The sequence below is a fragment of the Lysobacter sp. genome (assembly GCA_013141175.1).
Lineage (GTDB): Bacteria > Pseudomonadota > Gammaproteobacteria > Xanthomonadales > Xanthomonadaceae > Lysobacter_I.
Map to the genome: position 1 here is coordinate 1,818,716 of JABFRN010000001.1, position 22,625 is coordinate 1,841,340.

General features: G+C 66.0%; 21 protein-coding genes. 11 read left to right on the forward strand and 10 right to left on the reverse strand.

Translation table 11 applies throughout. The features are described 5' to 3' along the window. Nucleotides 1–31: 31 nt before the first annotated feature. From HOP03_08190 to HOP03_08205, 4 genes are all read right to left on the reverse strand, one after another. The gene (locus HOP03_08190; protein NOT88148.1) at nucleotides 32–1,840 is read right to left on the reverse strand and encodes a DUF885 domain-containing protein; all 1,809 of its coding nucleotides are present in this window, start codon (nucleotides 1,838–1,840) and stop codon (nucleotides 32–34) included. 121 nt (nucleotides 1,841–1,961) lie between these two features. Further along, nucleotides 1,962–2,399 carry a hypothetical protein gene (locus tag HOP03_08195; protein ID NOT88149.1) on the reverse strand — a complete coding sequence of 146 codons (438 nt, stop codon included), beginning with the start codon at nucleotides 2,397–2,399 and terminating at the stop codon, nucleotides 1,962–1,964. Nucleotides 2,400–2,415: 16 nt separating this feature from the next. After that, complete coding sequence (locus tag HOP03_08200) at nucleotides 2,416–4,650, reverse strand: S9 family peptidase (GenBank protein ID NOT88150.1); 2,235 nt, start codon at nucleotides 4,648–4,650, stop codon at nucleotides 2,416–2,418. Between the two features lie 41 nt (nucleotides 4,651–4,691). Then, complete coding sequence (locus HOP03_08205; protein NOT88151.1) at nucleotides 4,692–5,405, reverse strand: thiol:disulfide oxidoreductase; 714 nt, start codon at nucleotides 5,403–5,405, stop codon at nucleotides 4,692–4,694. Between the two features lie 116 nt (nucleotides 5,406–5,521). Between HOP03_08205 and HOP03_08210 the strand changes: the two genes are divergently transcribed. The 3 genes from HOP03_08210 (at nucleotide 5,522) to hemF (ending at nucleotide 9,552) form a co-directional block, all read left to right on the forward strand. After that, nucleotides 5,522–6,172 (forward strand): TIGR00645 family protein, encoded by a 651-nt coding sequence (locus HOP03_08210; GenBank protein ID NOT88152.1) that lies wholly within the window; start codon nucleotides 5,522–5,524, stop codon nucleotides 6,170–6,172. Between the two features lie 146 nt (nucleotides 6,173–6,318). Further along, nucleotides 6,319–8,514, forward strand: a complete 2,196-nt coding sequence (gene uvrD, locus HOP03_08215) for a DNA helicase II (protein ID NOT88153.1) — start codon at nucleotides 6,319–6,321, stop codon at nucleotides 8,512–8,514. Between the two features lie 117 nt (nucleotides 8,515–8,631). After that, the gene (hemF, locus tag HOP03_08220) at nucleotides 8,632–9,552 is read left to right on the forward strand and encodes an oxygen-dependent coproporphyrinogen oxidase (GenBank protein ID NOT88154.1); all 921 of its coding nucleotides are present in this window, start codon (nucleotides 8,632–8,634) and stop codon (nucleotides 9,550–9,552) included. Between the two features lie 5 nt (nucleotides 9,553–9,557). Here the strand turns inward: hemF and HOP03_08225 are convergent, their stop codons facing one another. Together HOP03_08225 and polA are read right to left on the reverse strand one after the other, a co-directional pair. Continuing rightward, complete coding sequence (locus HOP03_08225; GenBank protein NOT88155.1) at nucleotides 9,558–10,049, reverse strand: DUF421 domain-containing protein; 492 nt, start codon at nucleotides 10,047–10,049, stop codon at nucleotides 9,558–9,560. Nucleotides 10,050–10,444: 395 nt separating this feature from the next. Further along, nucleotides 10,445–13,210: a DNA polymerase I gene (gene polA / locus HOP03_08230; GenBank protein ID NOT88156.1), complete on the reverse strand. Its 2,766-nt coding sequence runs from the start codon at nucleotides 13,208–13,210 to the stop codon at nucleotides 10,445–10,447. A gap of 116 nt (nucleotides 13,211–13,326) precedes the next feature. On the opposite strand from polA, the gene HOP03_08235 reads away from it, so the two are divergent. Further along, entirely contained in the window at nucleotides 13,327–13,608 is a 282-nt protein-coding gene (locus HOP03_08235) for a DUF2782 domain-containing protein (protein ID NOT88157.1), read from the forward strand. 87 nt (nucleotides 13,609–13,695) lie between these two features. Next, nucleotides 13,696–13,905, forward strand: a complete 210-nt coding sequence (locus HOP03_08240; protein NOT88158.1) for a hypothetical protein — start codon at nucleotides 13,696–13,698, stop codon at nucleotides 13,903–13,905. 76 nt (nucleotides 13,906–13,981) lie between these two features. Here HOP03_08240 and HOP03_08245 read toward each other — a convergent pair whose 3' ends face one another. After that, nucleotides 13,982–14,707 carry a ComF family protein gene (locus tag HOP03_08245; protein NOT88159.1) on the reverse strand — a complete coding sequence of 242 codons (726 nt, stop codon included), beginning with the start codon at nucleotides 14,705–14,707 and terminating at the stop codon, nucleotides 13,982–13,984. 49 nt (nucleotides 14,708–14,756) lie between these two features. On the opposite strand from HOP03_08245, the gene bioB reads away from it, so the two are divergent. The 6 genes from bioB to HOP03_08275 all read left to right on the forward strand — a co-directional run bounded on the left by bioB (nucleotide 14,757) and on the right by HOP03_08275 (nucleotide 19,845). Continuing rightward, complete coding sequence (gene bioB / locus HOP03_08250) at nucleotides 14,757–15,791, forward strand: biotin synthase BioB (GenBank protein NOT88160.1); 1,035 nt, start codon at nucleotides 14,757–14,759, stop codon at nucleotides 15,789–15,791. A gap of 25 nt (nucleotides 15,792–15,816) precedes the next feature. Continuing rightward, complete coding sequence (gene bioF, locus HOP03_08255; protein NOT88161.1) at nucleotides 15,817–17,025, forward strand: 8-amino-7-oxononanoate synthase; 1,209 nt, start codon at nucleotides 15,817–15,819, stop codon at nucleotides 17,023–17,025. 5 nt (nucleotides 17,026–17,030) lie between these two features. Next, nucleotides 17,031–17,408: a hypothetical protein gene (locus tag HOP03_08260; GenBank protein ID NOT88162.1), complete on the forward strand. Its 378-nt coding sequence runs from the start codon at nucleotides 17,031–17,033 to the stop codon at nucleotides 17,406–17,408. An 8-nt stretch (nucleotides 17,409–17,416) separates the two neighbouring features. Beyond that, nucleotides 17,417–18,217: a pimeloyl-ACP methyl ester esterase BioH gene (bioH, locus tag HOP03_08265; GenBank protein NOT88163.1), complete on the forward strand. Its 801-nt coding sequence runs from the start codon at nucleotides 17,417–17,419 to the stop codon at nucleotides 18,215–18,217. Nucleotides 18,218–18,303: 86 nt separating this feature from the next. Further along, nucleotides 18,304–19,236, forward strand: a complete 933-nt coding sequence (gene bioC, locus HOP03_08270) for a malonyl-ACP O-methyltransferase BioC (protein ID NOT88164.1) — start codon at nucleotides 18,304–18,306, stop codon at nucleotides 19,234–19,236. A 210-nt stretch (nucleotides 19,237–19,446) separates the two neighbouring features. Continuing rightward, on the forward strand, nucleotides 19,447–19,845 hold the full coding sequence (locus tag HOP03_08275) for a hypothetical protein (protein ID NOT88165.1): 399 nt from the start codon (nucleotides 19,447–19,449) through the stop codon (nucleotides 19,843–19,845). 257 nt (nucleotides 19,846–20,102) lie between these two features. Here HOP03_08275 and HOP03_08280 read toward each other — a convergent pair whose 3' ends face one another. From HOP03_08280 to HOP03_08290, 3 genes are read right to left on the reverse strand one after another with little or no spacing between them, the layout of a single operon-like run. Further along, nucleotides 20,103–20,528, reverse strand: a complete 426-nt coding sequence (locus tag HOP03_08280) for a SnoaL-like domain-containing protein (GenBank protein NOT88166.1) — start codon at nucleotides 20,526–20,528, stop codon at nucleotides 20,103–20,105. Nucleotides 20,529–20,550: 22 nt separating this feature from the next. Beyond that, nucleotides 20,551–21,210 carry a YdcF family protein gene (locus tag HOP03_08285; GenBank protein ID NOT88167.1) on the reverse strand — a complete coding sequence of 220 codons (660 nt, stop codon included), beginning with the start codon at nucleotides 21,208–21,210 and terminating at the stop codon, nucleotides 20,551–20,553. Beyond that, nucleotides 21,207–22,181 (reverse strand): pyridoxal-phosphate dependent enzyme, encoded by a 975-nt coding sequence (locus HOP03_08290; protein NOT88168.1) that lies wholly within the window; start codon nucleotides 22,179–22,181, stop codon nucleotides 21,207–21,209. The genes HOP03_08285 and HOP03_08290 overlap by 4 nt, the downstream gene beginning before the upstream one ends. Between the last annotated feature and the right edge of the window lie 444 nt (nucleotides 22,182–22,625).

The window sequence follows — 22,625 nt, forward strand, 5'->3', positions numbered from 1 at the left end:
TTGGCAGTGAGTCGCAGGAACACCCTTCGCCTCAACGCTTCCCCAACTCCCCCGGCACAAACCGCTCCCGCACCGCCTTCGCCAACAGATCCGGCGGCAGCATCCCCTGGTCCAGCAGGAAGTTGTTGAAGGCGAGGCGGTCGAACTTGTCGCCGAGGGCGAGTTCGGTTTCGGCGCGCAGTTCGAGGATGCGGGTGTAGCCGTAGAAATAGCTGCCGGCCTGGCCGGGGGCGTTGAAGGTGTAGCGGTCCAGTTCCTGGCGTGCCATCGCCTTGGATAGGCCGACATCGTCGATCAGCACTTTTTCGGCGCGCGCGCGGTCGATCATGCCGAGGTTGAGCATCGGGTCCAGCATCGCCCGCGCTGCGCGCAGCAGCCGGAATTGCAGCGCCATCAATTGGCCGTCAAGCGGTTCGTAGGGAATCATTTCCGCTTCGGCATACAGCGCCCAGCCTTCGACATTCACCGAGTTGAACGCGAACAGGCTGCGTGCGATCGAGACGCCGCGTTCGAGCATCGCGGTGAACTGCAGTTCGTGGCCGGGACGGCCTTCGTGCGCGGACAGCGTCCATGCCACCGAGGGGAAGTTGAAATCGTCGTAGGCGTCGGTCTTGTCGTGCAGCGCGGGATTGCCCAGCGGCAACACGAACTGGCCCTGCTGGCCGGTATTGCCGATCAGCGGTGCGGGCAGGAAATGCGGCGCGGGTTGCGCGGCGCTCTCGGCATCGGTGCCCAGGCGCATCACCATCGGCCGGTTCGGTACGTCGACGATGCCTTCGCGGCGGATGATCGGGTCGATCGCGTCGATCACCTCGCGATAACGCGCTTCCAGCTGCGCGTTCGGGATGGTGTCGCGTTTCAGGGCGCGGATCACGCTGCGGTAATCGGTGGCGGCGATGTTCTTCTCTTTCGCCACCAGCGGCGCCAGCCGGTCCATCGCCGCGCGCGTTTCCATGAAGGCGAGCCGCGCGCGTTGGATCAGCAGCGCCGGGGGAATATCGATGCCGACCTGCTTGAGCTGCAGCGCGTAGAGTTCCGGCGGCAGCATGGTGTCGGTGCGCGCGGCGGGCAACACGTCCTTGCGCACCCATGCGGTGTATTCGGCGAGCTGTTTGTCGAGCGCCGCCAGCGCCGGTCCGCTGCTGCTCACTTTGTATTTCGCGAACAGTTTGCGGATGCCTTTGGCATAGGTGTCCGCGTTGGACAGCGCCTGCTCCACCTGGAGTTTCGTCGGACGCAGCAGCTCGGCATTGCCGGCGCGTTCTTCGTAGCGTGCGCGCGCCTGCGTGGTGATCGGGGTCGTGCCGGCGGTCATGCCGACGTAGGCCTTGAGCCGGTCGAGCGCCTTGGCGCGACGATCCGCCGGTGTCTGGTCGGAGAGCAGTCCCTGCAGGCCCTGGAACACCAACTGCGATGCGTCGGTGAACGGCAATACCAGGCGTTCGTTCACCTGTGCCGATTCGATGCTGTCGTCGGCCGCCTGGATCATGATCTCCAGGTCCTGGCGGACGTTCGGATCGCGTTCCAGCTGCAGTTTTTCCTGCAGTTTCGCTTTGGCGTCGACGATGGCTTTCTGGAAGCGCGCGGCGTTGTCCGGGCCGAGATCGGCGACCTTGTCGTCGTAACCGGGAATGCCGAAGAACGATGCGGATTCCGGCTGGAAGCGCAGCTGCGCCTGCAGCAGGATCTGGGCGTAGCGGTTGCTGGTGTCCACCCAGGCCGGAGCCGGCGCGGGCGCTTGTTTTGCGGCGGCGGGTACCGCGGCGGCGGTCTGCGCGAGCGCGCAGCTGGGCATAGCGATCGCGAGGGAGAGTGCAAGAACGAGGGTCGATGGGTTCATCAGGGAATCCGGTGGGAGGAGGCGGCAACGTACTCCACGACAACGGGACTGCCCATGGTCGGAGGTCATGTGTGCCGAGCATGCGCTGGCGATGACGCAGCGTTTGAGATTGCGCGATCGACTATGGGGCGGTGTCGTTATCGGCGGATTCAGGAAGCAGATCGATCGGCGCGGTCTGTCCGTCGATCGCGACGATCAGCGTGGAATATGTCCACTGGCCGGCGGATTTTTCCGCTGCTATGGTGAGATCGCCTTCGCCCTTCGGGCCGGAGATCGGGATCTGCAGATCGGCTTTGCCGGAGGTGTCGCTGGTTTCCAGATGGCCTGTGAGATACCACGCGGGCTCGAACGGTGCGCCCAACGCTGCGACGACCTGCGGGTTGTCGCGCGCCCGCTGCATCGCGGTGGTGTAGACGTCCGATGAACGCATCGCACCGAACAACACCGACATGAACAGCGCGAACACGCCCGCGAACACGCCGAGGCAGAACACGCACAACAGCGGGATCGCCCAGCGCCAATGGCGCTGCCACCAGCCTTCGCGTGGCGCGTCGGGCATCGTCAAACCGGCGCGCTCAAGGCTTCAGACACTGCGCGAAGAAGCGTTCGGTCAGGCGGTAGCGATGCAGGGCGTCGTTGCCGCGCAGGCCGTGTTTGGCGCCGGGATAGGTCATCAGCGCGAACGGTGTCGCCTGCTTCTGCAGCGTGCTCATCAACTTCGTCGAATTGCTGAACAGCACGTTGTCGTCGGCCATGCCGTGGATCAGCAGCAGCGCATCCGGCTTGATCCCGCCGACGTGGGTGAACACGCTGGCTTCGCGATAGCCGTCGACGTTCGCGGCCGGCAGGTGCATGTAGCGCTCGGTGTAGTGGGTGTCGTACAGCGCCCAATCGGTGACCGGCGCGCCGGCCACACCGCAGGCGTAGTGGTCTGCGGCCTTGCCCAGCAGCATCAGGGTCATGTAGCCGCCGTTCGACCAGCCGTAGACGCCGATGCGCTTGCCGTCGACCCAAGGCTGCGCGCGCAGCCATTCCACGCTCTTGCGCTGATCGTCGACTTCGACCGTGCCCTGCTTGCCGTACAGCGCGCCGCCGAACGCAGCGCCGCGTCGCGGCGTGCCGCGATTGTCGACGGTGAACACCACATAGCCTTGTTGCGCCATGTACTGGTTGAAGAAGTGATCGCCGCGTCCCGGCCAGCTGTCGGTCGCGGTCTGCGCGGCGGGGCCGCCGTAGACGTAGACCATCACCGGATAGCGCTTCGCAGGATCGAAACCCGGCGGCTTGATCAGGCCGTAATGCAGCGGCGTCTTGCCGTCGCCGGCGGTGAGCGTGCCGAATTCCACCGGGCGATGCGCGGCGAGGTATTTCGCGTAGGGGTGCGCGGGTTTCGTCGGATCGTTGTCGACCAGATTCGCCACGAAAGTACCGTCGGCGCGATGCAGCGCGATCTGCGGCGGCGTGCGCGCGTTCGACCAGCTGTCGACGTAGACGCTGGCGTTCTTCGCGAAGCTGGCACCGTGCATGCCCGCTTCGGTGGACAGCGTGCTGATCCTGCCGCCCGCGAGCGGCACGACATGGAGCTGCGATTCGCGCGGCGCGGCATGGCCGGCGGCATCGCGACCGGCGCTGAAATACACCAGGCCTTTCGCTTCGTCGACCGCGAGCAGCTTGTCCACCGGCCAGTCGCCCCGGGTGAGCGGCGTCATGCGCTTGCCGTCGGCGCTGGCGAGATACAGATGCTCGAAGCCGCTGCGTTCGCTGCTCCACACGAAACGTCCGTCCTCGAGGAAGTACAGACTGCTGTGCAACGGCACCCAGGTCTTCGCGGTCTCGGCGACCAGCGTGCGCTGTTTCCCGGACGCGAGATCGGTTTCGATCAGTTCCAGCGTGCGCTGGTCGCGCGACTGGCGCTGGAAGGTCAGGTGCTGCGGGTCGCGCCAGTCGACGCGGGCGAGATACAGATCCTGCGCGTAGGCGTCGCGACCGTCGTCCAGTTCGACCCACGCGGGTTTCGCGCCGGCTTCGGGCGAGATCGTGGCCAACTGGATGCGGACGTTCGGATCTCCGGCCGCCGGATAGCGCTGCTCGACCACTTCGGTGCGGTCCGGATACACCTCGTAGCGTTTCTGCACCGGCACGCCGGATTCGTCGATGCGCGCGTAGGCGATGGCGGAATCGTCCGGTGCCCACCAGTAGCCCGTGTGACGGTCCATTTCCTCGTCGGCGACGAATTCGGCGACACCGTTGCCGATGACCTCGCTGCCATCGCTCGTGAGCTGGATTTCCTCGCCGCTGGCGAGATCGATCACCCACAGATTGCGCGCGCGGATGAAACTGACGAAGCCGCCCTTCGGCGAGACCTTCGGATCGGTGGCGAAGCCGGCGCCGGTCGTGACCTTGCGCACGGCGGCCTTGCCGGACTTTCGCAGGTCGTAGAGATACAGCTCGCCGCCGAGCGGGAACAGCAAAGTGTTGCCGTCCGGCGACCACTGGTAATCGACGATGCCCGACAGCGCGGCGGTGCGCTGGCGTTCGCGCCGCGCCTTCTCTTCGTCGCTCAGCACTTCCTCGCCGGGCAGCACGTCGCTGGAATCCACCAGCAGCGCGGCCTGGCCGGTGGCGACGTCGAACGCCCACAGATCCAGCCGGTTGCGGTCGAGGTCCTTGCCGCGCAGGAAGGTGACGCGCGAGCCGTCCGGCGCGATCTGCGGCTTCAACAAGGTGGGGCCGGACAGCGGTGCGTCGCCGGTGATCGCTTCGAGTGTGAGTTTGCCCGTCTCCGGGTCGGCGGCGTGCGCGATGGGCATGGCGAGAAGGCTGCAGAGAAAGGTGGTGGTGAGGAGGCGGATCATGGTTTCGCACCTTGTCCGAACAGCACCTTGCGCTGTTCTTCGGTCAGTGGCTGGCCGGCGGTCGGGCTGATCTGTTTCGTCCACGCATACGCGCGTCGGGTCGCGGGGCGCGCGGCGATGGCATCGCGCCAGCGGCGGACGTCCGGGTACGGCGCCAGATCGATCGGTGCGCTCTTGTACGGATCGATCCACGGATAGCAGGCCATGTCGGCGATGGTGTAGTCGTCGCCGACGATGAATGCGCGACCGGCGAGACGCTTGTCGAGCACGCCGAGCAGCCGGTGGGCTTCGCGCGTGTAGCGATCGATGGCGTACGGAATCTTCTCCGGCGCGTAGACATTGAAGTGACCGTACTGGCCGGTCATGGGGCCTTGCCCGGCCATCTGCCAGAACAGCCATTCCAGCGTCGCCGCGCGACCGCGCGGATCCTGCGGCAGGAAGCGGCCGGTCTTTTCGGCCAGATACAGCAGGATTGCGCCCGACTCGAACACGCTGACCGGTGCGCCGCCGTCGGCCGGTGCGGTGTCGACGATCGCCGGCATGCGGTTGTTCGGTGCGATCGCGAGAAACGCCGGCTCGAACTGTTCGCCGGTGCCGATGTTCACCGGCTTGATGTCGTAGGCCAGCGGCTCGCCGGCGTCGACCAGTTCCTCCAGCAACAGCGTGATCTTGTGGCCGTTGGGCGTGGGCCAATAGTGCAGTTCGATCATGGCGGGCGGGTCGATGCGGGGAATGCGCGCAGTGTAAGCCGTGCGCGCGGCTTGGCGCAGGCCGGTGCGACCGCTACCCTATGGCCGGATTTCTCCGCCCCAAGCAGCGCCAGACCATGTCGAAAGCCACGCCGTCGAAAGCCACGCCCCCATCGCTCAATCCGCTGCCCCGCCTGATCTTCGCCTCGCGCTGGCTGCAGCTGCCGCTGTATCTGGGCCTGATCGTGGCCCAGGGCGTGTATGTGGTGCTGTTCGGCAAGGAACTGTGGCACCTGATCCACGAAACGCCGACGCTCAGCGAGCAGGACATCATGCTGATCGTGCTCGGCCTGATCGACGTGGTGATGATCTCCAATCTGCTGATGATGGTCATCGTGGGCGGCTACGAAACATTCGTGTCGCGGATGAATCTGGAAGGCCATCCCGATCAGCCGGAATGGCTGAGCCATGTCAACGCGAGCGTGCTCAAGGTCAAGCTGGCGATGGCGATCATCGGCATTTCCTCGATCCATCTGCTCAAGAGTTTCATCGAGGTGGGCATGGTCGATGGCCTGCCGCTGTGCAGCACGATCGAAGGCATGGAGGCGGTGAAAGCGATGCAGCCGCTGATCGATGCCGGCCAGAAGCTCAAGGCGTGCACCAGCATCACCTCGTCCGGCGTGATGTGGCAGGCGATCATCCACGGATTGTTCATCCTCTCGGCGATCGGTATCGCCTGGACCGATCGGATCATGACCGGCGGTTCGAGCAAGCGAGATCAACACTGATCCAACATTCCGGTAGCGCGACCTTCGGGTCGCCGCTGTGGGAGGGGCTTCAGCCCCGAACATCGGGCCTGAAGGCCCTCCCACAAGAGCAGCCGCTCTGGCGGGGTGAGCATGGGCCGTGTGTGGCCATCGCGTAGAATGCCGGGATGGATGTTTCCCACCTGCTCGACGGCCTCAACGCCGCACAACGCGAAGCCGTCAGCGCCGAGCCGGCGCACATGCTGGTGCTGGCCGGCGCCGGTTCCGGCAAGACCCGCGTCCTGACCCATCGCATCGCGTGGCTGCACGAAGTCCACGGCGTGCCGATGCACGGCATCTTCGCGGTGACCTTCACCAACAAGGCCGCAGGCGAGATGCGCCATCGCGCGGAAATGCTGCTGCCGGGCGGCAGTCGCGGCATGTGGATCGGCACCTTCCATGGCCTCGCGCATCGGCTGCTGCGCCTGCACTGGCAGGATGCGAAGTTGCCGGAAAGTTTCCAGATCCTCGACAGCGACGATCAACTGCGGCTGATCAAGCGCGTGGTGCAGGCGCTGGAGCTGGACGAAGCGCGCTTCCCGCCGCGCCAGATCGCGTGGTGGATCAACGCGCAGAAGGACGAAGGCCGCAGACCGCAGCACATCCAGCCAGAGAAGGACGAATGGGCCAGCGTGATGCTGCGCGCCTACACGCTGTACCAGGAACGCTGCGAACAGTCGGGGCTGGTCGATTTCGCCGAAATCCTGCTGCGCGCACACGAGCTGCTGCGCGATCATCCCGCGCTGCTGCAGCACTATCGCCATCGCTTCCAGCAGCTGCTGATCGATGAATTCCAGGACACCAACAGCCTGCAGTACGCGTTCATCCGTCTGCTTGCCGGCGATACTGGCCAGGTGTTCACGGTCGGCGACGACGATCAGGCCATCTACGGCTGGCGCGGCGCGAAAGTGGAGAACGTGCAGCGCTTCCTGCACGATTTTCCCGGCGCGCGCACCATCCGCCTCGAACAGAATTACCGTTCCAGCGCCAACATCCTCAACGCCGCCAACGCGGTGATCGCGCACAACCCGTCGCGTCTCGGCAAACAGCTGTGGACCGACAGCGGCGAAGGCGAACCCATCGACCTGTATGCCGCCTACAACGAAATCGACGAAGCGCGGTTCGTGATCGAACGCATCCGCGCCTGGGTGCGCGACGGCGGCAGCCATGGCGAAACCGCGATCCTCTACCGCAGCAACGCGCAGTCGCGCGCGTTCGAGGAAACCCTGCTCGGCGAACAGATTCCGTTCCGCGTCTACGGCGGCATGCGCTTCTTCGAGCGTGCCGAAATCAAGGACACGCTGGCCTACCTGCGTCTGGTCGCCAATCGCGACGACGACGCGGCGTTCGAGCGCGCCGTCAACACTCCGACGCGCGGCATCGGCGAGCGCACGCTGGATGAGGTGCGCCGCTATGCGCGCACCCACGGCATTTCGCTGTGGAAAGCGGGCGCGCTGGTGTCGCGCAGCGATCTGCTGTCCGGACGCGCGCGCAATGCATTGACGATGTTCGAGGGTCTGATCGACAGCATCGCCGAAGAGTCGATCGATCTGCCGCTGAAGGACAAGATCGATCATGTGCTGGCGCGCTCCGCCCTGCGCGATCACTACGCCGCGCTGTCGAAAGGCTCGCTGGATTCGCGCACCGACAATCTCGACGAACTGGTGTCGGTGGCCTCGCGCTTCGTCAAGGGCGACGACGAGGAATCCGCCGCGTTGCCGGAGTTGGTCGCATTCCTCGCCTACGCCGCGCTCGAGGCTGGAGAAGGCCAGACCGAAGCCGGCGAAGACGGCGTGCAGCTGATGACCCTGCACAGCGCCAAGGGTCTGGAATTTCCGCTGGTGTTCCTGGTCGGCATGGAAGAAGGCCTGTTCCCGAACAACAAATCGATCGATGAAGCCGGTCGGCTGGAAGAAGAACGCAGGCTGGCCTACGTCGGCATCACCCGAGCGCGGCAAAAGCTTGTCATCACCTATGCCGAAGCGCGGCGTCTGCACGGCCAGGACATGTACGGCCTGCCGTCGCGTTTCCTGCGCGAGATTCCGCCGGCGCTGATCCACGAAATCCGCCCGAAGATCCAGGTCGCGCGGCCGATGTACAACCCGAACGCGCGCCGCGATGCCTGGCAGCAGAATCGCGGCCATGCCTCGCTGCAGGAAAGCCCCGGCTTGGGCATCGGCCAGAACGTGACCCACGCGAAGTTCGGCAGCGGCGTCGTCACCGACATCGAAGGCAGCGGCGCGCATGCGCGCGTGCAGGTGAATTTCGAGGACGAAGGCAGCAAGTGGCTGGTGATGGCGTATGCGAATCTGCAGCCGGCGTGACCAGATTTTCTGTGGGAGCGGCGGAAGCCGCGATGGAAGATGCGACACAGCCTGATCGCGGCTTCCGCCGCTCCCACAGAACCCATCCAACAATGCTTTGGACATGAGTGACCGACAATGACCCATGACCCCGATTTCCTCCGCGTCCGCGACTACCTCACCGGCCTGCAGGACCGCATCTGCGCCGCGATCGAAGGAGCGGATGGGCAAGCGACATTTTCCGAAGACCTGTGGGAGCGCGCCGAAGGCGGTGGCGGACGTACGCGGATCCTGCGCGATGGCGCGGTGTTCGAGCAGGCGGGGATCGGATTCTCGGATGTCTCGGGCACCAAGCTGCCGCCGTCGGCGACCGCAGCGCGGCCGGAGTTGGCGGGCGCATCGTGGCGTGCGGTCGGGGTGTCTCTGGTGTTCCATCCGCGCAATCCCTACCTGCCGACCACGCACGCGAACGTGCGCCACTTCCGCGCGATCCGCGATGGTGAAACCGTGGCCTGGTGGTTCGGCGGCGGCTTCGATCTGACCCCGTTCTATCCCTTCGACGAGGATGTGCGCCACTGGCACCAGACCGCGCGCGATCTGTGCGAACCCTTCGGCGGCGAAGCGCGCTACGCCGCGCACAAGGAATGGTGCGACGAGTATTTCTTCCTCAAGCATCGCGGCGAGACGCGCGGCGTCGGCGGATTGTTCTTCGACGACCTGCACCAGAATTTCGAGAACGACTTCGCCTACCAGCGCGCGGTCGGTGATGGTTTCCTCGACGCCTATCTGCCGATCGTCGAGCGCCGCAAGGCGACCCTGTACGGCGAGCGCGAACGCCAGTTCCAGCTGTACCGTCGCGGTCGCTACGTCGAATTCAATCTGGTGTTCGATCGCGGCACCCTGTTCGGCCTGCAGTCCGGTGGACGCACCGAATCGATCCTGATGAGCCTGCCGCCGCTGGTGCGCTGGGAATACGGCTATACGCCCGAAGCCGACAGCGATGAGGCGCGGCTGGCCGATTATCTCAAACCGCGCGACTGGCTGGGCGCTTCGGCCTGACGGCGTCAACCCGGCCGCGGTGCGTCTTCGCTCAACACGATGCTGATGCGGCCGTTGGTTTCCAGCGTGGCGACGCGGATGTGTTCGATGGCGCTGCATCCGGTTTCGCGCATCGCTTCCAGGAAATCGGCGTTGCTGACCAGCTCGCGCTTGAGCACGTCGCGGAAGACCTTGCCGTCGCGCGCGAGCACCACCGGCTCGCCTTCGATGAAACGCCGTGCGCGCGGGCTGCGCGCGGCGACGAAAGCGACGGCGTAGTTCAGCGCGATCAGGCAGACCGCCAGGATCACCGCGCCGGTGAGCGAATCGTCGCCGCCGTTCATGCCGTTCTGGACGGCATTGCCGATGAGGATCAGCAGCACCAGGTCGAACGGCGTGAACTGGCCGACCGCGCGTTTTCCCGACATCCGCACCAGCAGCATCACCAGCACGTAGACGGCGACCGCGCGCAGCGCGAAGTGCCACCAGGGTGCGGACAGTTGGAAAATTTCGGTCATCGATGGCGTCCGCAGCGGCGAGAGCGCCAGTCTCGCCCTCGTGCGGGCAAAGGGAAAGCAGGCGAGATCCGCCGGATCGCAGGCGCAAATCGCAGGCAATAAAAAGCCCCGCAGGCGGGGGAACCGGCGGGGCTGGGAACGGGACTTGGGGAGAGTCTTACGTTCCGGCGACCAACCCTAGGGGAGAGGGCTGGTCTGCGACAGACGTTGCATCTGTCGCGAACAAGTTGACCATGTTCGACGTGGAGAGTTCGTAAAAAAGAAGTTCAATCGCGCGCCGAATTCAGGATCGATTCACTGCTGGTGCAACGAGCGTTCAGTTTCGCGGAAATCCTGCGCGCAGGACCTGTCTGAACTTACAGGATTGTGGTTCCGATGGCGAATTCCGCATCGCCTCAATGCGCCTCGTCCCAGTTGTCGCCCACCCCGCTGTCGATCACCAGCGGCACCCGCAGCTCGGCCGCCGCCGCCATCCGCGCCGTCGCCTCATCCACGAGCGTATCGACGAAATCCCCGTCGCACTCGAACACCAGTTCGTCGTGGACCTGCAGCAGCATCCGCGCGCGGTCGGCGTGCGCGGCGATCCAGCGATCGATGTCGATCATCGCGCGCTTGATGATGTCGGCGGCGGTGCCCTGCATCGGCGCGTTGATCGCAGCGCGCTCGGCGCCCGCGCGCAGGCCCTGGTTGCGAGCGTTGATGTTGTCCAGATACAGCCGGCGGCCGAACACGGTTTCGACGAAGCCGCGCTCGTGGGCCTCCTTGCGCGTGCGCTCCATGAACTCGCGCACGCCCGGGTAGCGGTTGAAGTACAGCGCGATATAGTCCTGCGCCTCGCCGCGACCGATGTCCAACTGCTTCGCAAGGCCGAACGCGCTCATGCCGTACATCAGTCCGAAGTTGATCGCCTTGGCAGCGCGACGTTCGTTGCCGCTCACCTCGTCCAGCGGCTTGCCGAACACTTCCGCCGCAGTCGCGCGATGGATGTCGGCACCGGCGGCGAAAGCGCGGAGCAGGCCGGCGTCTTCGGACAGATGGGCCATGATCCGCAGTTCGATCTGCGAATAGTCGCAGGCCACCAGCTTGCGGCCCTTCGGCGCGATGAACGCCTTGCGGATGCGGCGGCCGTCGTCGGTGCGGATCGGGATGTTCTGCAAATTCGGGTCGGTGGACGACAGCCGGCCGGTAGCGGCGCCGGCCTGGTGATAGCTGGTGTGCACGCGGCCGGTGTCGGGATTGATCATCTCCGGCAGTTTGTCGGTGTAGGTGCTGCGCAGCTTCGCGAGGCCGCGATAGTCGAGGATGATCCGCGGCAGTTCGTGCTGGTCGGCGATCGCCTCCAGCGCTTCCTCGTTCGTCGACGGCTGGCCGGTCGGTGTTTTCACCAGCGCCGGCAGCTTCAGTTCGTCGAACAGCAGCGCCTGCAGCTGCTTCGGCGAATCGAGATTGAAGGTGCGTCCGGCAAGTTCAGTCGCCTTCTGCTGCGCGGCGAGCATGCGCCGCGACAGGTCGGCGCTTTGCCGGCGCAGTTCGTCGGCATCGATCAGGATGCCGTTGGCTTCCATCCGCGCCAGCACCGGCACCAGAGGAATTTCGATCTCGCGATAGACTTGCTCCAGGGCGGGAATCGTCGCCAGCTTCGCCGACAGCACGCGATGCAGACGCAGGGTGATGTCGGCGTCCTCGGCGGCATAGCCGGTGGCGTCGTCGATCGCGACTTCCGAGAACGGAATCTGCTTCGCTCCCTTGCCGGCCACATCCTCGAACTTGATGGTGTCGTAGCCGAGATAGCGCTTGGCCAACGAATCCATGTCGTGACGGGTGGCGCTGGAATTCCAGATGAAACTTTCCAGCATGGTGTCGTCGGCGTAGCCGTCGACGTTCACGCCATGGCGGCGCAGCACGTGGATATCGTATTTGCCGTGCTGGCCGAGCTTGCGGTGTTTGTCGCTCTCCAGCAACGGCCGCAGCGCTTCGATCGTTTCGCGCAGATCCAACTGCGCGGGTGCGCCCGGATACGTGTGGCCCACCGGGATGTAGCAGCCGCTCCCCGGTTCGGTGCAGAAACTCAGGCCCACCAGATTCGCCTGCATCGCATCGAGCGCATCGGTCTCGGTGTCGAACGCGAATTCTTCGGCGGCCGTGAGCGTCGCGATCCACGCATCCAGCTGTTCGCGGGTCTGTACGGTGTCGTAGCTGCCTTTCGCGGCCAGCGCGGGATCCGGCGCCTCCTCTTCGGCCGTCGCGGTGCGCGCATAGCCAGCGGCGGTGTTGCGCATGCCCGCGCGTTCGGCGGATGCGGTCGCGGCGGCATCTCCGCCGCCGAGTTCCTTCAGCGCCTGATTGAAGCCGTAGCGCGCGTACAGCACGCGCAGGTCGTCGACATGCGGTTCGCGCAGCGCCAGCGTGGTCGGGCCGCCGTCCAGCGCGACATCGAGCTTGATCGTCGCCAACTGCCGGTTCAGCGGCAGTCGCGGCAAGGCGGTGCGCAGGTTCTCGCCGATCTTGCCCTTGATCGCATCGGCATGGGCGATGACGTTCTCCAGCGTGCCGTATTCGGCCAGCCATTTCGCGGCGGTCTTCGGCCCGCATTTGTCGACGCCGGGGATGTTGTCGACGCTGTCGCCCATCAGCGACAGCAGATCGACGATCTGGTCCGCGCGCACGCCGAACTTCGCCATCACCGCGTCGTCGCTGTCGAGCCGACTGCCGCTCATTGTGTTGACCAGCGCAAGACCCGGCCGGACCAGCTGCGCGAAATCCTTGTCGCCGGTGGAGATGGTTACCGCAAGCCCATCGGCAGCGCCCTGCACCGCCAGCGTGCCGATCACATCGTCGGCTTCCACGCCGGGCACGCGCAGGATCGGGAGGCCCAGGGCTTCGACGATCTTCATCATCGGTTCGATCTGCGCGCGCAGATCGTCGGGCATCGGCGGACGGTTGGCCTTGTACTGCGGATCCAGATCGTCGCGGAAGGTCGGCCCTGAGGCGTCGACCACGAAGGCGATGTAGTCGGGCCTTTCCTTGATATGTCCGCGCAGCATGTTGACGATGCCGAACAGCGCGCCGGTGGGCTCGCCCTGCGCGTTGCTCAGCGGCGGCAGCGCATGGAACGCGCGATACAGATAGGAGGAACCGTCGATCAGTACGAGTCGTGTCATGGACGGATTCTACTCCGCGCCTGCAGGCGCTCGAACCGCCACCGCCGGCACGCCGGGTTCACGCCCGGCGGCGCATACTCGATGCTCCCCCACCGCTGGAGAGCGCCATGCGCCAGATGAGTTCGTTCGCGCTGCCCCTGATGCTGGTGCTCGGTGGCTGCGCCACCGCCGGGGGTTCCCGGGCCACCGCCGAGATTCCGCCCGACGCGGTCGCCGCGACCAGCGTCCAGCCCAACGGCGACGAGGTCACCGAGTACCGCGTGGCCGGCCAGCTGCGGGTGGTGAAGGTGCAGCCCAAACGCGGCCCGGCGTTCTATCTCTACGACCGCAACGGCGATGGCCGCCCGGATCAGGACCAGAACATCTCGCCGGTGTATTTCAAATTGTTCGAGTGGTAATCGCCGCCGCTCGACTTGTCGGCCCCACGTCCCGGATGCCAGACTCGGAGCCCCGCGGGGAGCGGGTCTACGACAACAGGGGACATCATGAAATCGATCGGCGGATGGTTGTTCATTTTCGGGGCGGGCTCGTTCCTGCTCAACATGTTCGGCATGGAGTTCATGCTGCTGTCGTGGATCGACAACTGGGGCCCGACCGCGGGACTGGGGATTCGGGTCGGCCTGATCGTGGTCGGTGCGGCGCTGTGGCTGATCGGTCGCAAGCAGGAAGCGGCGTCGGCACCTGCCGGCGGCTGACGCGCCTGATCGTGAGATCGATTCCGGATCGACGGAATCCAACCGCGTAGTGACATGCGAGCGGGTCGTCATGATGTCACGCCACCCGCGCGCACACCCAGGCATCCACCCGCGTCACGCCCGCGCGCAACAAGGCATCGGCGGCGGCGTGCAGGGTCGCGCCGGTGGTCATCACGTCGTCGACCAGCGCGACATGCGCCGGCAGGGCGACCCGTTCGCGCACCGCGAACGCCCGCCGCAGGTTCCGCCGACGCGCTGCGGCGTCGAGTCGCGACTGCGGGGCGGTTTCGCGCATCCGGATCAGGATGTCGTCCATCAATGGCAGGCGCAGCGCGCGGGCCAGCGGCGTCGCCAGTTCAAGCGTCTGGTCGAATCCACGGCTGCGCAGGCGCCTGCGGTGCAGCGGCAGCGGGATCAGGGCGTCCGGACGTTCGGCCCCGGCCAGCGCTTCGGCCATCAGCCCGCCGAGAAGATGGCCGGCGGCGAGATCGTCGTGGAACTTCAGTCGCGGCAGCAGCCGGTCCAGCGGGATTTCGTAGCGGAATGCGGCATGGACGGCCGCCAGCGGCGGCGGCCTGCGCAGGCAGTGCCCGCAGGCGGCCACGGCAACCGGCAATGGCAGGGCGCAACGCTGGCAGGCGCTGCGGTTCCAGGGCAGGGCCCGGCGGCAGGCGGGACACAGGCCCTCGATCGGGCAGGCCTCGCCGCAGACCAGGCAATGCCTCGGCCACAGCCCGCCGAGCAGCCTGCCGAGGCGCTGGCGGACGCCGCCCGTAGGGATAAGGTTGACAGGGCTGAACATGCTTTCCAGACTGCCTGTCCCGCTGCGCCCTGTCTGTCAGGAAACCCCGATGCCCGCTGTCAGTTCTTCCGGCCCCCTGCGACACGACTGGAGCCGCGCCGAGATCGAAACGCTGCTTGCGCTGCCCTTGCCGGAATTGCTGCATCGGGCGGGCGACGCGCACCGGGCGAATTTCGACCCCAGCGAAGTCCAGGTCAGCACGCTGCTGTCGGTGAAGACCGGCGGCTGCCCGGAAGATTGCGCCTACTGCCCGCAGGCCCAGCGCTACCACACCGGGGTCGAGGCGACGAAGCTGATGGACACCGATGCGGTGGTCGAAAAGGCCAGGCAGGCCAAGGCCGCCGGTGCTTCGCGCTTCTGCATGGGCGCCGCGTGGCGTTCGCCGAAGGATCGCGATATTCCGAAAGTCGCCGAGATGATCCGCGAAGTGAAGGCGCTGGGGCTGGAAACCTGCGCCACGCTCGGCATGCTCAGCGGCGAACAGGCCACGGCGCTGAAGGACGCCGGCCTCGATTACTACAACCACAATCTGGACACCGCGCCGGAGTTCTACGGCGAGATCATCCAGACCCGCGAATTCCAGGATCGCCTCGACACCCTCGGCCATGTGCGCGACGCCGGCATGAAGACCTGCTGCGGCGGCATCGTCGGCATGGGCGAGTCGCGCTCGCAACGCGCAGGCCTGCTGCAGATGCTGGCCAACCTGCCGGCGCATCCGGATTCGGTGCCGATCAACCGGCTGGTGCAGGTCGAAGGCACGCCGCTGCACGGCACGACCGAGCTGGATCCGTTCGAGTTCGTACGCACCATTGCCGCAGCGCGGATCATGATGCCGAAGTCGATGGTGCGGCTGTCGGCCGGCCGCGAGAGCATGAGCGACGAACTGCAGGCGCTGTGTTTCCTCGCCGGCGCCAACTCGATCTTCTACGGCGAAAAACTGCTGACCACCGGCAACCCGGACACCGAGCGCGACCTCGCATTGTTCGCGCGTCTCGGCCTCAAACCGATGCCCGTGGTCGAAACCGCCAACACTGTACACGCCGATATCGTCGACACCTCTCCGCCCTGCTTTGAAGCAGCCTGACCGCGCTGCCTGACCGAGCCGCATCATGACCCGTCCGCGCCTGACCGAACGCATCCTCGCCGCCCGCCTGCAACGCACCATGCAGGGCCGCGTTCGCCAGCGACGCATCGTCACCCGGCGCGATGGCGTGCGTTACGAAGTCGATGGCCGCTGGCTGACCAATTTCGGCGGCAACGATTATCTCGGGCTCTCGCAGCATTTCGCGGTGGTCGATGCGCTGCAGGCCAGCGCCGCGCGCGATGGTGCCGGCAGCGGCGCCTCGCATCTGGTCTGCGGCCATCACGCCAACCACGACGCGCTGGAACGCGAACTCGCCGATTGGCTCGGCGCGCCGCGAGCGCTGCTGTTCGGCAGCGGCTTCCTCGCCAATCTCGCGGTGCTGCAGTCGTTGCTCACCGAAGACGATGTCTGCGTGCAGGATCGCCTCAACCACGCCAGCCTGATCGACGCCGCGCGGCTCGCTGGCTGCAAACTGCGCCGCTATCCGCACGCCGATCCCGAAGGCGCGCTGCGCCAGCTGCGCACCGTGCCCGACGGCGTGGCGATGCTCGCCACCGACGGCGTGTTCAGCATGGACGGCGATGTCGCGCCGCTGCGCGAACTGTCGCTGGTCGCACGCGTGCAGCAGGCGATGATGTATGTCGACGACGCGCACGGCGTCGGCGTGGTCGGCCCGGACGGACGCGGCTGCGTCGCCGAAGCGGGCCTGGATGCCTCGGGTCTGCTGCAACTCGCGACGCTGGGCAAGGCGCTCGGCGGCTACGGTGCGGTCGTGCTCGGCAGCGAAGAGATGATCGGCCACCTCGCCGAAACCGCGCGTCCCTACATCTTCACCACCGCGATTCCGCCGGCGCAGGCCGCGTCGACGCTGGCCGCAGTGAAACTGGCGCGACGCGATCACTGGCGCCGCGAGAAATTGCAGAGTCTGATCGCGCACTTCCGCCACACCGCGCTGTTCCGCGATCTGCCGCTGCTGCCGTCGACCACGCCGATCCAACCGCTGATGTGCGGCGACGACAAACGCGCCACCGCGCTGGCCACCGCCCTCGAAGCGCAGGGGTTCTGGGTGCCGGCGATCCGTCCGCCGACCGTGCCCGACGGCCGCTCGCGGCTGCGCATCACGCTGTCGTCGCTGCACACCCAGGCCGAAGTGGATGCGCTGGTCGATGCCCTGAGCTGGGCGCGGGATGCGGTGGAGATGGGTTACGGCAACGCTGGGGCTGCGGTGGCGTGAGGCCGATGCCGGCCGCATCCGACGCCATCGACGCGCGCATTCCGGTCTGGGTGGCGCTGTCGGACCTGTATCTCGATACCGATGTCGCGCTGTTGCACGGGCACATCGCAGACACGCTCGCCGCGTCGCCGTACCCGATCGATGCGCTGCACGACATGCTGATGTACGACGTGCATCCGGCGCTGTACATGAATCTGATGTCGGTGGCCGGCGAATGGGCCGGCTTCGACGAAGCTTGGCTGGTCGAACGCATCGCCGCAGTCCACCGGCAGCCGCGCTGGCGTCGCCGCATCAGCCACTGGTTCGTGCGCGATATCGGCGTGCAGTGGCGCGCGCTCGTACCGATGATCGTCGCCGCACGGAGCGCCGCCGCACAGCCATGAGCGCATCGCTGCACATGACCGTCAGCGGCGAGGGCCCGCCGCTGGTGTTGATCCACGGCTGGGCGATGCACGGCGGCGTGTTCGCGACGCTGGTCGAACGCCTGCGCGATCAGCGCACTCTGTACCTCGTCGATCTGCCGGGCCACGGCCTGAGCCGCGACGACGCCACGCCGCTCGAGTTCGACGCGGTCTGCGATGCGATCCTCTCGCAGGTGCCGGCGGCGCCATGGCTCGGCTGGTCGCTGGGCGGCATGTTCGCGCTGCACGCGGCGGTGCGCGACCCCGCGCGGGTGCCGGCGCTGATCGCACTGTGCAGCAGCCCGTGCTTCGTGCGCGGCCCCGACTGGCGCTACGGCGTGTCGGCGGAGATCTTCCGCGAATTCGCCAAAGGTCTGGGCGACGATTATCGCGCCACGCTCGACCGCTTCGTCGCGCTGGAAGCCTTCGGCTCCGATCATGCCAAAGAAGAGATGCGCGAACTGCGCGCCGAACTGTTCGCGCGCGGCGAACCTGCGGCGCGCGTACTCGTCGATGGCCTGCGCATCCTCGAAATCGCCGATCAGCGTCCGATGCTCAGCGAACTGCGCGTGCCGAGCCTGTGGATCGCCGGCCGTCGCGATCGGCTGGTCGATCCGCGCGCGATGCGCGATGCCGTCGCGCTGATCGAACAAGCCGGCCAGGCCCATGCAGGCTTCGCGCAGATCGAGCATGCAGGCCATGCGCCGTTCCTGACCCATGTCGATGAAGTCGTCGGACATCTCATGGCATTCCTGACCGGAGCGGTCGATGGCGGCCGTGACGCGAAATGAAAATGGACGAAATGAAGAACCACCAGGAATCGTCGTTCCCGCGTGCGCGGGAATGACGAAAAAAAGCAGCGTTGTCGGGCGATCCGATGAACACGCTCTTCGACCCGCGCCAGGTCCGCCGCGCGTTCTCGCGCGCATCCGCCAGCTACGCCTCCGCCGCAAAGTTGCAGGTCGAGGTCGAAGCACGTCTGCTTGAATCGCTCGACTACTATGCCGAAGGCCGCGAAGGCGATGCACAGACGCCTGCGCTCGTCGTCGACCTCGGCTGCGGCCCCGGGCATGCCTCGCGCGCGATCCAGCAACGCTGGCCGAAAGCGCAGGTGCTCGCGCTGGATCTCGCCATGCCGATGCTGCGCCAGCACGACGCCGAAACGTCGGCTTTCGCGCGCGCGCTCCCGGACGTGCTCGCGCGGCTGCTTGCGCGCGCACCCGAACGCGTCTGCGCCGACGCGCGCGCGCTGCCGCTGGCCGACCACAGCGTGGATCTGCTGTTCTCGAACCTCTGCCTGCAGTGGATCGAAGATCTTCCGGCGGTGTTCGCCGGCTTCCGCCGTGTGCTCAAACCCGGCGGCATGCTGGTGGTCTCCACGTTCGGCCCCGATACGCTGTACGAACTGCGCAGCGCCTTCGCCGAAGCCGATGCGGTCCCGCACGTCAGCCCGTTCGCCTCGATCGCGCAGTTCGGCGACGCCCTGATCGCCAGCGGCTTCCGCAATCCCGTGCTCGACCGCGACGATCTCGTCACCCGCTACGATGACCTGCCCGCACTGATGCGCGAACTGCGCGCCATCGGCGCCACCAATGCGCTGCACGCGCGCCGCCACACGCTCACCGGCAAAACCCGCTTCGCTACCGCCGCGAATGCTTATGAAGATTTTCGCGATGCCGGCCGCCTGCCCGCGACCTGGGAAATCATCTCCGCGCTGGCGTGGGCACCGGAACACGGTGCGCCGATCCGAGAAGGCGGCGAAGATGTGGCGCGGTTTCCGGCGAGCGGGATTCCGGTGCGGCGGCGCTGAGGCGTCACGGTAGAGCGGGCGAGCAGTACTCCAACCGTTGAAAGTCCGCCCCGCGACACTACTCACTGCACGGCTACGGAATTGGATCGTACGGTAGCGGTGGAATAGACCTTGCCGGACGAATGCGGAAAATGTGCATGGAACAGGAGTCTGCGATGTAGTCTGATTCTGTCTGTTTCGTGGATCAGCATGATTCGGACGCTTGGTTTCATGGACAAGGTGAACACAATGCGATATGTCGTAATGTTTCGCTCGCCGATCGCGTTTCTCTGTGGTGTGGGCTCGGTCTTCCTGACGCTGACACTTGGGGCGTTGTTTCAAGAACCCCCAGATACCACAAAACTCTCTGTCATCATCGTACGCTGGTTGACCGTGCTCGCAATCTATCCTCTGGCCGGAGTGGTCGGTTGCCTGCTGTTCCCACGACACCCTTTGCGGGCTGCGTGCAGGCTGACATTTGGTGTGTTTGTGGGAATCATCCTTCACATCGTGCTGTTTCCAAGTATTGGCGGCTACGAGCGCAATCTGTTTCCATTCGAGATCGCGATACATACGATATGGGCCGGCGTTCTCTGCTTTCTGATTGCAGTCTTCTGGAAGGTCAAATGAGGCAGCAGGCAGGCTCAGTCATTGACCTGAGGTCATCCCCCATTTTTTTCTGAACGCTTCAAGAGGCTCCGTCATCTCCGCGAAAGCGGGGATCCAGTGACTTTTTGAAGCTGTCCGTAAAATGCAAAGACACTGGGTTCCCGCTTTCGCGGGAATGACGGGCAAAAGAGCAATTTCTGCCGAGCAGTCGAACTGTGTGGATTTCTACACTAAAAAGTACGGTGAACGCAGGTCATCGACATCCACGGAATGCTGCTTCAACCCACCTGCGCAATCCAATCCTCGAGATTGTAGTAATTCGTTACCCGCGCGATTTTTCCGTCGCGGATATCGAAGAACGCGCCGCCCGGCAACACGTAACGCTGCCCATGCGCAGGCGGCAGGCCTTCATCGGCAATCAGGTATTCGCCGTGCACCACGTATTCGGCGGCGGCGCGCGCGCCGTCGGGAGACGCCATGACCACGATGTCGCGCAGCTGTTCGCGATAGCTGCGATCCATGCGCGCGAGGAACGCGGCGAAGGCGTCGCGGCCGGTTTCGCGCGCGCCCTGGTTGAGATCGTGGGCGACGTCGTCGGTGAGCAACACCAGCATCGCGGCCCAGTCGCTGCGATTGAAGGCGGCGTAGTAGTCGAGGATGAGGGTGGTGGCGCGGTCGTGGGCGCGGGTGCCGTCGATGATCATGCAAAGCTCCTTCGGGTGCGCGTCAGGTTTGGCGTACGAACAGGTCGCGATGGAAGAAATAGACTTCGTTGAGCAGGAAGCGCCAACGCGTGTCGAAGCTGCGGAAGCGGCTGGTCGGCGTGGGCGAGCCGAGGCAGACGATGCCGACTTCGCGGCAGATCCGCAGCGCGCGCGACATGTGCAGCGGGTCGCTGACCACGATCGCGCGGCGGAGTTTGCGCTTGCCCATGAGCCGCGCGGCTTCGCTGAGATTCTCGCGGGTATTGCGCGAGATGGTTTCGATCAGGATCGCGCGCTCGGCCACGCCATCGCGCAATGCGTAACGACGCCCGACCTGCGATTCCGAAAAACGCGCGCCGTTGCCGCCGAAGCCACCGGTGAAGATCAGGACCGGCGCGCGTTCGCGCTTGTAGAGATCGACGCCGTGGCGGATGCGCTCCTCGAACACCGGCGAGGGCCGCGCGTCGTAGGCGGCGGCGCCGAGGACGATGATCGCGTCGGCGCGCACCTTGTCGCTGGCGGCGTCGTCGCGCGTACCGACATGCACGATGTACGCCGCAACGCCGCACAGCCACAGCACCGCGAGCAGCAGCAGGCGTCGCAGCCAGCGGAACACGCCGCGACGCTTGCGACGCTTTCCGGTCGCGCGTTGGATCAGCGGCGGCGGCGCATGGCGGGTCATGATCCGCGCGCCTGCCAGGGCAGGGTGTCGAGATCGACATTGCCGCCGGAAATCACGACGCCGACGCGCCGCCCCGCGAAGCGTTCGCGATTGCGCAGCACCGCCGCGAAACCGATCGCCCCGGAGGGCTCGACCACCAGTTTCAACCGTTCCCACAGCAGCCGCATCGCTTCGATCACCGCGTTGTCGTCGACGATGAGAATGCCATCGATGTGGCGCTGCAACAGCGCCAGCGTACGCGGCGCGAGTTGCCCGCGCAGACCGTCGCAGATCGTGTTCGCGATCATGTCGGTGATGCAGCGGCCTTCGCGCAGCGAAGCATGCGCATCCGCCGCGCCTGCGGGTTCCGCGCCGAGGATTTCCAGTTCTGGTCGCAGCGTGCGCGCGGCCAGCGCGCAGCCCGAGAGCAGGCCGCCGCCGCCGACCGGCGTCAGCAATGCATCGAGTCCGGGTTCGCTGCGCAGGAACTCCAACGCGACCGTCCCCTGGCCGGCGATGACGTGCGGATCGTCGAAGGGATGCACCAGGTGCGCGCCGGTTTCTTCGGCCAGCGCGGCAGCGGCGGCGTTGCGCGCCGCCATCGTTGGCGCACAGCGCACGATGCGGGCGCCGTAGTCGGCGATCGCCGCCAACTTCACCGCCGGTGCGCCTTCCGGTACGACGACGGTGGCGGACGTGCCGCGCAGGCGGCTGGCCAACGCGACTGCGGCGCCATGGTTGCCGGAGCTTTGGGTGAGAACGCCACGCGATGCGGTGGAGTCGTCCAGCGCGAAGATCGCGTTGCAGGCGCCGCGGAATTTGAACGCGCCGACGCGCTGCAGGTTCTCGCATTTGAAGTGCAGCCTGCAGCCGGCGATCCCGTCGAGCGACTGCGAACGCAGGACCGGCGTCCGCTGCGCGTGCGGCGCGATCCGGGCGGCGGCGGAAAGCACGTCGGCGAAAGCGGGCAACGTCGGCACAGCGGCGGTCATGCCGGTATCGTATCAGGCGGGGTACGCGCGTCAGGGTGTCGTTCGTATCGCCGCTTGCGATGCGCGCCAAGCAGGCGGAGCGTCGCCGTGGCGAAGGCAACATGCGCTGCGTCCGTACGGCCTGCGACGGGAATCCGTTCCGCAACCGGCAACCTCGGTGGCTGCATCCAAATTACCGTCTGCGGTGCGGTCGGTCGGGGACACGGTCGTGACTGCGCGTGCTGCAGAGACGGTGTCGCAGCAGCAGGAATCGCCTGCAGGTCCGCATCGCCCCGAAACCACCGATGATGAGGCGCGGCCATGCGTTCGCTGCCACGGCGAAAGTCATCGGCGGCCACCAGATACGATTTGTCCCGGTCCCGCCGCTCGGGCAGGGCGGTGAAATGCCATGATGCTGAATCGGGCCGGTCTTCTTAAGGACGGGTTCAACGCGGCGGCCGGATG